At 70.6% G+C, this 11,005-nt stretch carries 12 protein-coding genes and 1 pseudogene; 5 read left to right on the top strand and 8 right to left on the bottom strand.

The features are described 5' to 3' along the window. The 4 genes from ABZ646_RS29380 to ABZ646_RS29365 form a co-directional block, all read right to left on the bottom strand. Positions 1-978 (bottom strand): putative T7SS-secreted protein (locus tag ABZ646_RS29380; RefSeq protein WP_360525204.1); only part of this gene is annotated, 978 nt, incomplete at its 3' end. A 136-nt stretch (positions 979-1,114) separates the two neighbouring features. Then, positions 1,115-1,693: an SMI1/KNR4 family protein gene (locus tag ABZ646_RS29375; protein ID WP_360525201.1), complete on the bottom strand. Its 579-nt coding sequence runs from the start codon at positions 1,691-1,693 to the stop codon at positions 1,115-1,117. A 15-nt stretch (positions 1,694-1,708) separates the two neighbouring features. Continuing rightward, complete coding sequence (locus tag ABZ646_RS29370) at positions 1,709-2,179, bottom strand: hypothetical protein (RefSeq protein WP_360525198.1); 471 nt, start codon at positions 2,177-2,179, stop codon at positions 1,709-1,711. Positions 2,180-2,183: 4 nt separating this feature from the next. Next, positions 2,184-2,831, bottom strand: a complete 648-nt coding sequence (locus ABZ646_RS29365; protein ID WP_360525195.1) for a hypothetical protein — start codon at positions 2,829-2,831, stop codon at positions 2,184-2,186. Positions 2,832-2,909: 78 nt separating this feature from the next. Here ABZ646_RS29365 and ABZ646_RS29360 point away from each other — a divergent pair, with 78 nt between their 5' ends. Then, positions 2,910-3,260 carry a hypothetical protein gene (locus ABZ646_RS29360; protein ID WP_360525192.1) on the top strand — a complete coding sequence of 117 codons (351 nt, stop codon included), beginning with the start codon at positions 2,910-2,912 and terminating at the stop codon, positions 3,258-3,260. A 58-nt stretch (positions 3,261-3,318) separates the two neighbouring features. Here ABZ646_RS29360 and ABZ646_RS29355 read toward each other — a convergent pair whose 3' ends face one another. The 3 genes from ABZ646_RS29355 to ABZ646_RS29345 all read right to left on the bottom strand — a co-directional run bounded on the left by ABZ646_RS29355 (position 3,319) and on the right by ABZ646_RS29345 (position 5,566). After that, complete coding sequence (locus tag ABZ646_RS29355) at positions 3,319-3,813, bottom strand: hypothetical protein (protein WP_360525211.1); 495 nt, start codon at positions 3,811-3,813, stop codon at positions 3,319-3,321. Positions 3,814-4,466: 653 nt separating this feature from the next. Next, positions 4,467-4,694: a DUF397 domain-containing protein gene (locus ABZ646_RS29350; protein WP_360525189.1), complete on the bottom strand. Its 228-nt coding sequence runs from the start codon at positions 4,692-4,694 to the stop codon at positions 4,467-4,469. Continuing rightward, positions 4,691-5,566: a helix-turn-helix transcriptional regulator gene (locus ABZ646_RS29345; protein WP_360525186.1), complete on the bottom strand. Its 876-nt coding sequence runs from the start codon at positions 5,564-5,566 to the stop codon at positions 4,691-4,693. The genes ABZ646_RS29350 and ABZ646_RS29345 overlap by 4 nt, the downstream gene beginning before the upstream one ends. 156 nt (positions 5,567-5,722) lie before the next feature. On the opposite strand from ABZ646_RS29345, the gene ABZ646_RS29340 reads away from it, so the two are divergent. From ABZ646_RS29340 to ABZ646_RS29325, 4 genes are all read left to right on the top strand, one after another. Continuing rightward, a complete protein-coding gene (locus tag ABZ646_RS29340; protein ID WP_360525183.1) occupies positions 5,723-6,157 on the top strand; it encodes an ATP-binding protein in 435 nt (144 codons plus the stop codon). A gap of 349 nt (positions 6,158-6,506) precedes the next feature. Continuing rightward, positions 6,507-7,313, top strand: coding sequence for a helix-turn-helix domain-containing protein (locus ABZ646_RS29335; protein WP_360525180.1), 807 nt, complete (start codon positions 6,507-6,509; stop codon positions 7,311-7,313). Between the two features lie 38 nt (positions 7,314-7,351). Beyond that, a complete protein-coding gene (locus ABZ646_RS29330) occupies positions 7,352-8,260 on the top strand; it encodes a hypothetical protein (RefSeq protein ID WP_360525209.1) in 909 nt (302 codons plus the stop codon). Positions 8,261-8,491: 231 nt separating this feature from the next. Then, the gene (locus ABZ646_RS29325) at positions 8,492-9,829 is read left to right on the top strand and encodes a S41 family peptidase (RefSeq protein ID WP_360525206.1); all 1,338 of its coding nucleotides are present in this window, start codon (positions 8,492-8,494) and stop codon (positions 9,827-9,829) included. 18 nt (positions 9,830-9,847) lie between these two features. On the opposite strand, the pseudogene ABZ646_RS29320 reads toward ABZ646_RS29325, so the two are convergent. Further along, positions 9,848-11,005, bottom strand: a pseudogene (locus ABZ646_RS29320) (glycosyl hydrolase); the annotation flags it as partial.

Below are 11,005 nucleotides of genomic sequence, written 5' to 3'. Positions count from 1 at the left end.
GAAGACCTTCATCTCCTTGACGCCCTTGGCGAGTTTGCCGAGGCTGGTGATGCCCTTGCCGCCGGGTATGCAGTCCATGGCGGCGAACGCCACGTCCCATAGGGATGCCTGTCCCTTGGAGTATTTGTAGAGCGTGTCCGCGAGGACGACGAGCGCGGCGACGAGGACGATCGCGCCGAGGATCGGCCCGCCGATGATCATCGCGATGATGCCGACGACGGCGACGACGACTTTGCAGACGGTGACGATGGTGTCCCAGTTGTCCTCGAACCAGTGACCCACGTCCTGCCACCAGTGCCGGTTCGGGATCCCGGCGTCGGAGGCCTCGTCGATCTTCCGCTTCGCCTCCCCGGCCGCGTCGTCACGCATCTTCCGCGCGTCCTCGGCCATCTTCTTCGCGGCATCGAGGGCACTCTGGGCGGAGGTGACGTCCGACTGGGCTTTGGAGTGGGCGGACTTGGCGCTCTGCACGTCCCGGGTTGCGGCCCGCACCTTGCCCTCGTCCGGCTTGTCGGCGTCCGACTTGCTGCCGGTGGGGTCGTCCTTGTACTTGTCCGCTTCCTTCGTCGCCCGGGTGACCCACGAATCGGCCGAAGACAGGCGGGACTTGGCTGAAGAGAGGTCCGACTGGGCGTCCTTCGCCTTGGCGAGGGCCTTGTCCGCCAGGGCCTGGGCCCGCTCCAGCTTGGGCCAGTAGTCCGCGAGGGCGTCACCGCACAGCTCGTAGGACTTCTTCAGCTTCTTCAGGTTCTTCGGAACGTCCTTGAACTGCTCCTTGAAGACCTCCGCCGACTTGCCCGCCCACTGAAGGAGGGCGTCCTCGCCGGCCATGCCCTTGACCAGACGCAGCGCGTCGGAGACGTCGTCGGCGAAGGAGTGGAGCTGCGCGGCGAGGGTGCGCACGCGCTGCGGGTCGCCGGGGGTCGGGTCCTTGTCGAGGTCGAGTGGATGCCAGTCCGCCGGTCGGTACCCCGCCATGTCCCCGCAACCCCCGTCGCGTACGCCCCGTCAACAAGCCTGTGCACACGCGAACTTACAAGGAACTGTCGTTCGAGGTGAAGCCCGGCGCACAGGCTGCGGCGCGGGCCGGGCACTCAGGCGCCGAGACGGTCGCTCACGAGCGGTCGGGGCGCCGCGTCCCCGGTCGACGGCGGACGGTTTCCGGATCCGGCTCCGGGACGAAGGCGGGGCGGGCGCCGGGGAAGTCGCTCGGGAACACGTCCATGCGGGTCGAGGCGGAGAGGACGGCAACGAGGAACTCGACGATTCCGCCGTCGAAGTGGGGCCATTTGGTGTTGCGTGCCCCGTTCGCCGTGACGGTCCATTCGTTCGGGGCGGCCTCGGGTTCCGTGACCCAGTAGATCGTGTCTCCGTTGTCGGTCTTCCCGGCCGCCAGTAGGTGATCGATCCTGTGCGGGACTCTCTTCCGCAAGCCCTCCGGCATCTGCTCCAGCAACTCGGCGGCGCGTTCGGCGGCGTCGACGAGGCATGTCGGCCCGAACTGCGAATGCGGATGCAGGATGGTCATGAAGCCGTCGAAGTCGCCCGGCCCGTACCGTTCCGCCAGCCATTTGTAGTCGTCCGGCAGCAGGACCCCGAGTTCGTCCTGCACTCGTTCCCAGTCGACGGCGCCTTCGATCGCACCGGTCTGCGGCGGTACGAGTCGCAGCAGCTCTTCTCGTGCGGTCGTCACTGCATCTCCGTCCGTTCAGCGGTGGCGGCGTCCGCGCAGGCCTCGAAGGCCGTCTTCGATCAGGTAGGCGCACCGCAGCCACCAGTGCTCCAGCGTGCCGCGCACCGTCACGTACATCCACCGACGCTTGAACCACGGCGGCAGGTCCCGGAACGGCACGAACGTGAGCGTGTCGCCGATCGCGTCCTCGGCCGGACCGCCCGGCCCCTCGGCGCGCAGCGCGGCGAACAGCTCCGGGGTCAGCCGGCCGTTGAGGCGGGCCGCGGTGCCCGCCGCGGTGCAGGCGTATCCCCGCTCTCCCTGGTCCGGGAGATTCATCGCCCGCACGATCCGGGGGGACGCCTCCTCCAGCGGACAGTTGAGCGCCAGCCCGATCACCGCCGTGCCGAGATGGTCCTCGCCGCGCTCGAACGCGGCGTCCCACTCCGCAGGGTCGGCGAGCCCCAGCAGACCCTCGCCGGTCTGCCACCGCGTCTCCCACCGCAAAGGGTCAGTCCGCGAACCGGAACGTCGACGTGATCGCGTCGAAGATGTCGAAGAAGGAGTCGGCGAGGTCGAGGACCTGGCTGCTACCGGCCACCAGGGCGACCTTGCCCTCCTGGCCGGGGACCGGGATGAAGGTCTGCATCAGGACGGCGCGGATGGTGCGGCCCAGGCTGTCCTCGGGGACCGGGATGTCCTCGATGCCGTACGTCCGGGCGGCCGGACCTACGCCGGGGATGTCGACCGTCGTCACCTTGCGCCAGGAGTCGCCCTCCCGGTGGGCCTCCTTGGGGGCGAGTTGGGCGGTGATGGCGGCGGGGTCGTTGGAGAGGGGCGCGCCCTCGCGGGTACGGCCGCCGACCAGCGACACCGTGACCGATCCGGTGATCGGGGTGTCGCCGCCGAAGCTCTCCGCCATGCAGCCGCAGTACATCGCGCCCGACTTCCAGGCGTCGGCCGCGGACTTGCGCAGGAAGCCGACGTACGTGTCACGGTACTGCGCCAGCTCCGGGTGCTGGGCGACGCGCTCGTTCACCATCCGCCGGATCGAGTCGTCCCGCGACTCCGGCCGCACGTCGAACTCCCACCACGACTCCGGCACCTTGATCCGGAAGCCGCCGCGCTCGATGGTGAGCGTCTCCATATAGCGCGCCATGGTGTACGCCGTCCCCGTCCGATGATCTGATATACGGTGCCGCCCAGACTACGAGATGCGCGAACGGGGGACGGTCACGTGGGCAACGGCAAGAGCGACCTCGCGATACCGCTGAGCGAGCTGGAGGACTACGGCCGCAAGCTGCGTTCCATCAAGGAACGCCTCAACCACACCAAGAAGATGTTCGAGTCGTACAAAGACGACGTCGGCAGCGGCACGGTCTACGACGCCCTCGACGACTTCGAGTCCAACTGGCACGACGGCCGCGAGGACATCACCAAGCAGATCGACTCCCTCGCCGACATGTCCGACACCGTGGTCCGCGAGTTCAAGAAACTGGACGACGACCTCGCGAAGAAGGCGAAGGACGCGGTGCGGCCGGAGGGCCAGCAGCAGCAACAGGGTGGCGGCGGGAACAAGGCGGATTAGAGGGCCCTCCCTCACGCCGGGCGCGGTGACTCCGGCGGCGGAGGTCCGTTTCGGCGCCTCACGGGCGAGCTGACCTGCCGACGTCGTCCACGTCCACGTTCCAGGCCTTCGGCAGGTCGCTGCCGCAGAAGACGCAGACGAAGTCGCCCTCCCGGACGATGTTGTGCTCCGCGCAGGCCGGGCAGCGGCGGAACACCACCTCGTGGGTGAAGGCAGCGGGGCGGCGGAGCGGGATGCCGTCGAGGGCCCGGGCCACCGCCGGCCAGGACGTGACGTCTGGGCAGTAGCCCGTCGACTGGTTGCTGACCTCGCTCGCCGCCCACTGACCCGCCTCGCGCACGAAGGTGATCTCCCCGGCGCCGAGTACGGCCGCTCCGCCCGCGCAAGCCACGTGTTCGCTGCGGCGGGGCGCGAGAAATAGCAGCCCGTCGGCGCCGACGACGTACGTGAACGGCTCGGCCAGCTCCGCCGGTGACTGCCGTGCGGCCCACGACTCGAAGTCGGCCACGGAGGCGATCCGGGTACCGGGTCCGCCCCTGGATCGCCGTGCCATGACGACGAGTTCGGCGGGGCCGACGTAGCGGTAGCCGCGCTCCGGCGGGCCGCCGCCGAGCAGTTCCTCCAGCGTCCCGTCGTACGACCGGAGCCCCGCCTTGATGTGCTCCGCAGTGGACGAGTCCGGGCGGAGCGCCGACGGTAGATGGGCGACTCGCCACATGCGGTGGACGTGGTGCGGGGTGACGTTCCCGGCCGGGTCCGCCAAGGCGCCGGCGGCGGTGAGGATCTCGATGACCTGAGGCGCACCGGCAGCGGCGTCCATACCCGCGTCGAGGGCCATGTGCACCAACATGTCCAAGAACTCGCCCAGTTGGAGGTCAGCCGCCATGCGGCACATGCGGCGTACGACCGGCGGCGACGGGTCGCGCAGGCTCTCGACCCCCGTCACTCCGGCCGACCAGAGGACGAGGAGCGCCGCGGACAGGTCGTAGTCACGGAAGTAGGCCATCTCGTCGGCGATCGCCGTCGCCTCATCGCGGTCGAAGGCGCAGAGCGCGCAGACCGCGGCGAAGAGGCGGTCCCACTGCTGCCGTCTGCCCGCCAGGAACGCGCCGACCGAGACATCCGCGAACGACCAAGTGCCGGTGGCGTTCAGCGCGCCCACGGCGACGACCGCCCCCAGCGGCGCGAACAACTCGCGGGCGTACCTCACTCCCCGGCGGCCGCCGCGTGGGAGAGGAAGGCTGTCCAGGTGGCGGGTGGGAAGGTGAGGTGGGGGCCGCGGGAGGGGGCCGCGGTGTTCTTGGAGTCGCGGATGTGGACGGTGGCGGGGCTGACGGCGACTTCGACGCAGGAGTCGCCTTCACTGCTACTGCTGTAGCTGCTCTTGAACCACGTCAGACCGGAGGCGTCCTCGGCCGTGGTCTTGCGGATCATGTCTCCCCCAGCAGTTGTTCGATGAAGGCCGTCGACTCACGTGGTGTGAGCGCCTGCGCCCGGATGATGCCGTACCGCAGTTCAAGGATACGGAGCTGCTTCGCATCGGACACCGGTCGGCCGTTGGCCACTGCTACCGAACGCCCCACCGCTGAGCCGTCCTCGGACTTCAGCACCTCGATTCCGCCGGCCAGCCCCGCGTGCTCCTCACGATCCACCGGCATCACCTGAAGCTCGACGTTCCGCAACTGCGCCACCTCGAGCAGGTGTTCCAGCTGCTGACGGAGCACCGTCCGCCCGCCGAGCGGACGCCGGAGCGTCCACTCCTCCAGAACGAAGCTGAGTTCGGGCGCCGGGTCCCGCTCGAAGACGGCCTTACGGGCCACACGCGCGGCGATGAACCGCTCCACCTCGTCCCCGCTGTACGCCGGGCGACGCATCAGGAGCAGCCCGCGCGCGTATTCGGGTGTCTGCAGCAACCCGTGGATGTTGAGCGGGTCGTAGAGCTGGAGTTCCACCGCCCTCGCCTCCATCTGCGCCAGGTCCCGCACCTTCTTGGGGTACCGGACCCGCCGTACGTCCTCCTTCATCGCCGAGAGCAGCCCGCCCGCCCCCAGCACCTCGTCCGCCCTGTCCAGGTACTCCGGCCGGGGAATCCGCTTCCCGCCCTCGATCTTGTAGACCAGGTCCTCGCCGTACCCGACCGCCACCCCGAACTCGGCGGCCCGCATCCCCACCGCCTCCCGTCGCAGCTTCAGCTGCCGCCCGACGGTCGCGATGACCGCGACGCCCCACTCGTCGTCGGGATCCACCTCCCAACCCGGCTCGTCCGCCTCGCTCCTGAGCCGCGCCACCGTGCCGTCCACACTCATCCCGCACCCCTCCGTCGTACGACCGTGCCTCGACGACGCCCTACCCGTACGCCCGTGTCCGACAGCCCGGACAGCACCGGACAGACAGCGGACAGTGACCGTACGCAACGACTCCGTCACTGTTCACGGTAGGCATGGGCGGCCACGCTGAGTGACGTGAACCAGGAAATCTCCACCCCCCTCGGCTGCCCGATCCGCAACTTCAGCGTGCTGCTGTCACCCACACGCAGAGGAGCCCGGCTGGCGCGACTGCTGGCGACCGAGCAACTGCGGTCGTGGGGGCTGCCGTCGGAGGACGCGGCGCACGTCGTCGCGGAACTGGCGGCCAACGCGGCGACGCACGGGCGGACGGCGGGCCGTGGTTTCCGGCTGCTGATGTACGTCGTCGGGGACACGGTCCGCATCGAGGTGACGGACACCTGCGAGGAGCACCACCCCCGCCTGCAACTCCCCTCCGGGGCGGACGAGAACGGTCGCGGACTGGTGATCGTCGAGGCCCTCGCCGACCGCTGGGGCGTCTCCCTCGGGCCCCGTCCCCGCAAGACCGTCTGGGCCGAACTGACCGTCACGCGGTCTGCCGCGAGGCGGTGACGCCCGCCGCCAAGTAGTTAAAAAACCCAAAGGAAATCCCCCTCCCCAACCCCACCCGCCTCCCCGCCGCCGCCCGTCACCCTCCGGAGTGAACATGGCCAACTGGGCTGGATTTCGTGCCGGTTGCCCGGCATATGCTCGCCGCGACAACAACACCGGGTGACGGCCAAGGCAGTACACGGTCACCCGTCACCCGTGACGCACATACGACGGCCCCCGGCCGGGACTAGCGATCCCGATCGAGGGCCTGACCACCTAGGAAGACACAACCTTCCCGATGGATGCAGAGCACACTAGCGCGCCGTCGCGCGCCCGGTCAGCCGTTCCGGGGCCGAACCCCTCGTACGGGGTGACCCACGTCAACGTCCGGCTCACCATGCGGTACACGGTGGTCGACAACCGCCTCCTCCAGCACCGCGAACTCTCCCTCACCGCGATCGGTCTCGCCGGCCACATCCAGTCGCTGCCGACCGGCGCCCGCGTGGACATCAAGTCGCTGACCGGGCGTTTCCCGGAGGGCGAGGTCCGGATCGCGGCGGCCCTGCGCGAGCTGGAGGCCCACGGCTACCTGTCCCGGACGCGCGAGCGGCTGCCGAACGGCCGGGTGGTCTCGCGGACGGTGTCGTACAACCGGCCGACGGGGGTGGAGGAGGGACGAGAGGTTACGCCTACACCGCGACCGGCACCGGCACCGGTTCCCCTCCTCGATCAGACGCACCCCCCGGCACCGGCACCAGCACCGCCGCCGCGCCCGCCGAAGCCACCTCTGCCGGAGCCCACTCGCAGCACGCCCGATCCGCAGCGCACGGCCGCCACCCTCCTCTCCCGTCTCCACCACGACGACCCCCGCCTGCTCCTCCCCGAACGCGAGGTACGACGGCTGGCCCCGGCCGTCGACGCCTGGCTGGAGCGCGGCGCCTCGCCCGAAGCCGTACGCCGCACCCTCACGTCCTGCCTCCCGCCCGAGCCGCTCCGCCACCCGGCGGGCCTCCTGGCCCACCGCCTGACGGAGTACCTGCCACCGCCATCACCGCCCGCCCCACCGCGTCCGCTCCCCTTCCAGGACTGCGACGGCTGCGACCGCCCGTTCCGCGCAGCGCAACCCGGCCGGTGCCGGGACTGCCGTACCCACCAGCCGCTGCCGAGAGCGGCATGACCAGCAGTCCCTACGACGAGAGGTCCCCAGCCCTCCCCATGGTCAGCTCCCCGCACGAAGCAATGCACCGGATCTTCCAGCAGGATCCGGGGCTCTTCCCCCGAGCCGTAAGGGCGCTCGGCGTCTCCTTCAGCGATCCGGTCTCGGCGTCGCCGTTTCCCACGGACCTGACGGAGAACCGCCCCCTGGAACGCCGGGTCGACACCCTTCTCCGCCTCGACACGGTGAAAGACGGCAGCTTCCTGCTGGCCGTGGAAGCCCAGGGCGGGCAGGACGCCGACAAGCCCGCCAGCTGGGCCTACTACCTGGCGTATCTCTACGCCAAGTACAAGATGCCGGCGGTACTGCTGGTCGTCTGCCAGGACAGGCACACCGCCGCCTGGGCGGCACGGCAGGTCAGTCTCGGTCCCCCGCAGTGGCCCACCCTCACCCTGCGCCCGCTCGTCCTGGGCCCGGACACCGTGCCCGTCATCGACACGCCGGAAGCAGCCGCCAAGGACATCTCCCTCGCGGTGCTGTCCTCCGCGCTGCACAGCCGTGCGCGGGAGTCCGATGCCATACTGAAAGCACTGGCAGCCGCCCTGAAGGGCCTGCAGGCCGACGACGAAGACACCGCGAGCATCTACATCGAGCTCACCGAACAAGGCCTCGGCAAGACGCCGGCCGCGGACCTCTGGAGGCACCTCATGGCCGTCGACCTCTCCATCTTCCAGTCCCAGACGGCCGAGGCCTTGCGCGCCGAAGGCCGTTCCGAAGGCCTCTCCGAAGGCCTCTCCCACGGCCTCGCCGAAGCCCTCCTCGTCGTCCTCGGCGGCCGTGGCATCGACATCAGCGACGACGCCCGCGACCGCATCACCTCCTGCGACGACCACGACACCCTCACCACCTGGCTGACCCGCGCCGCCACGGCCACCACCACGGCCGAGCTCTTCGAGCAGCCCGAATAAAGGACCCGGCCTCGGCCCTGGCAGGACGACCGGCCGCCGCACCACCCGGAAGCTGCTCTTCGCCCCGTGGGACCGACCGCGCGCTCCGGGGGCTCTCCCCACCCCCGCCCCACCCGTCTGCCGGATGGCCGGGACCCTCGGCGTCCGGCAACGTGAGGGGCGGAAGCGTCAGTCGCGTGTGGGTGGAAGGACGCCATCGTGCGAAACGTCGTCGGGACCGCAGCTCTCCTCCTGGCCCTCGCCCTCGCCGTCACCGCGCCGGGAGCACCCGGAACCGGCACGAGCCCGGACGGCGTATGGCGCACCGACGGCTACGGGACCCTCCTCGCCGTCGGCGCACGGGGGCTGCAGGAGTACCAGACGACCGCCGTCAGCTGCCTCAAGGGCGACTTCTCGAAGGCGGGGGCGAGGCAGGGGACGTACAACGCCGACGGCGACGTCCTCACCCTGCGGCTCGCGGCCGACGGCGAGCACGCCCGGCTCGACGACGACAGCGAGGTCGGTCATCGGCGGCTGCGCCGGATCGGCTCGCTGCCGGCCGCCTGCACCCGCCCGCCCTCGACCGATCCCCGCGCCTCCTTCGACGTCTTCTGGCAGTCCTTCGAGGAGAACTACCCCTTCTTCGCGACCAAGGGCATCGACTGGCATGCGGTACGGGACCGCTACCGGCCCCTCGTGCACGAGGACACCCCCCGCTCCGACCTCTTCGGCATCTTCAGCCGCATGATCGAACCCCTTCACGACGCGCACGTCCTCGTCCAGGACGGCGACCGCCACTACGGCGTGGTGCGACCGGGCACCACGGCGCCGGGCCCGGAACTCGACTCCAGGGTGAAGAAGTTCGTCGTCGCCCGCGACCTGAAGGGAGCCACCGGCCGGCAGGACTTCGCGGACGGCCTCATCACCTACGCGGACCTCGACGGCGGCCTGGGCTACCTGCGGATCGCCGACTTCGACGGATACAACCGGGACGACGACTCGTACGGCGCCGACCTCACCGAGCTCGACCGGATGCTGAAGACCGTCCTGACCCCCGCCCGCACGCGTTCCCTGCACGGTCTGATCATCGACCTGCGGGTCAACGGCGGCGGGTCCGACGCCCTCGGCATCCACATCGCCGAACGGCTGACGGACACCCCGTACGTCGCCTACTCCAAGCGCGTCCGCGACGACCCCGCCGACCAAGCCCGCCACACCCCGCCCGAGCCGGTCCGGGTCACCCCTGCCCCCGGCTCCCGCTACACCGGCCCGGTCGCGCTTCTCACCGGCGGCTCGACGATCAGCGCCGGTGAGACCTTCACCCAGGCCCTGCTCGACCGTCCGGGCCGCACGGTCCGCATCGGACAGCCGACCCAGGGCGTCTTCTCGGACATCATGGTCCGCTACCTTCCCGACGGCATGGCGGCCTGGCTCCCGAACGAGGAGTACCTCACCCGCACCGGCCGTACCTTCGACGGCGCCGGCATCCCGCCGAACATCACCGAACCGGTGTTCACCGACGAGGAGTTCGCGAAGAACCGGGACTCGGCGTTCGACCGGGCTGTGGCACTGTTGCGGCCCGCCCGCTGACCTCCCCCCGCAACACGCCTAGAGCCGCAGGCTCTCCAGCGGTCCCAGGTACGTCGGGGTCAGGCCGCCCGTGTCGATCACCAGTCGCTGCACCACCACCGTGGGGTCCACCGCCCAGAACTTCAGGCGGTGGGTCCCCGGCGTCACGGTGTGCCGGGTCGCCGTCCGGTTCACGTTGTCGGACGTGTTCCGCGCCCACACCGTGTTCAGCAGACCGTCGTCCGCGCCCGCGGTGATGTCGACCGACTGGGGCTCGTCGTCGTCGAAGGACAGCGCGTAGTGCAGCCCCGCCGAGCCGAGCGACGGGTTGCGCGGGGACAGGTACGCCCACACCGTCACCTCCCCCGCCGACAGCAGGCTCACCTCGTACTCCAGCCGGGGCCAGGAGGCCGCTGAGCCGCCCCAGCCGCCCGTCACCGGCCACGCCGTCATCCCCGCCCCGGTCCGCCCGATGCCCGGCAGCCGACGCCACCGCCCCACCGCACGGTCGTCGTGCTCCGCGTCGATCGCCACATAGCCGCCCGCCTCGACGAAGCCCCGCAGCCCGCGCGGCCCCCGTAGGCCCCCTGGCTCCTGCGGCCCCCGCGCCGGTGGCTGCTCCGCCATGCACCGCACCGTCACCGACTCCCCCGCCCCGCTCACCGTCAGCACCCCGGAGGACCGCCCCTCCGGCGCCCGCGACCAGTCCACCCGTACCTCCACCCGCGCCTGCTGCTCCACCCGGCCCCGCGGCCGGTCCACCACCAGCCACGGGACCGAGCACTCCACCCGGTAGTCGAAGGGCGTACGGCCCCGGTTGAACACCTCGACGTACTGCTGCGGCCGGGTCTGGTAGGGGCTGAACGGCGGCAGCTCCCCGGGCCCCGCGTCCTGCGAGCCGTCCACGCAGACGCCCAGTCCGGCGGCCTCCGGTACCTCGATCCGCCGTACCGCGGGGAAGAGCACGTCCGGCAGCGCCACGTTGTCCTTCTCCGGCTGCTGCCAGGGCGCGTTGGGGCCGTACCGGGCCACGTCCCCGTAGTCGATGTGCGGCTGCGTCTGGAACCCCTGCCATTTACCGCCGGCCACAGCGGAGTTGAAGCGGTCAGTTCCCTGGCGGGTGACGGAACCGCCGAGGATGGTGTCCGCCACCCCGCTCCTGAGGTCTTTCAGGCTCAGGCCACCGGTGAGATGCGG

The organism is Streptomyces sp. NPDC007162, from assembly GCF_040634175.1.
In the GTDB taxonomy this organism is placed as follows: Bacteria; Actinomycetota; Actinomycetes; order Streptomycetales; family Streptomycetaceae; genus Streptomyces.
Note: the sequence above shows the minus strand (reverse complement) of the source record. Positions and strands in the feature narration are given on the sequence as shown.

Excerpts from the sequence above, each read along its gene's own strand:
- ABZ646_RS29355 (WP_360525211.1), bottom strand. The coding sequence starts at position 3,813 with ATGGCACGGCGATCCAGGGGCGGACCCGGTACCCGGATCGCCTCCGTG.
- ABZ646_RS29345 (WP_360525186.1), bottom strand. The coding sequence starts at position 5,566 with ATGAGTGTGGACGGCACGGTGGCGCGGCTCAGGAGCGAGGCGGACGAG.
- ABZ646_RS29365 (WP_360525195.1), bottom strand. The coding sequence starts at position 2,831 with ATGGCGCGCTATATGGAGACGCTCACCATCGAGCGCGGCGGCTTCCGG.
- ABZ646_RS29330 (WP_360525209.1), top strand. The coding sequence starts at position 7,352 with ATGGTCAGCTCCCCGCACGAAGCAATGCACCGGATCTTCCAGCAGGAT.
- ABZ646_RS29350 (WP_360525189.1), bottom strand. The coding sequence starts at position 4,694 with ATGATCCGCAAGACCACGGCCGAGGACGCCTCCGGTCTGACGTGGTTC.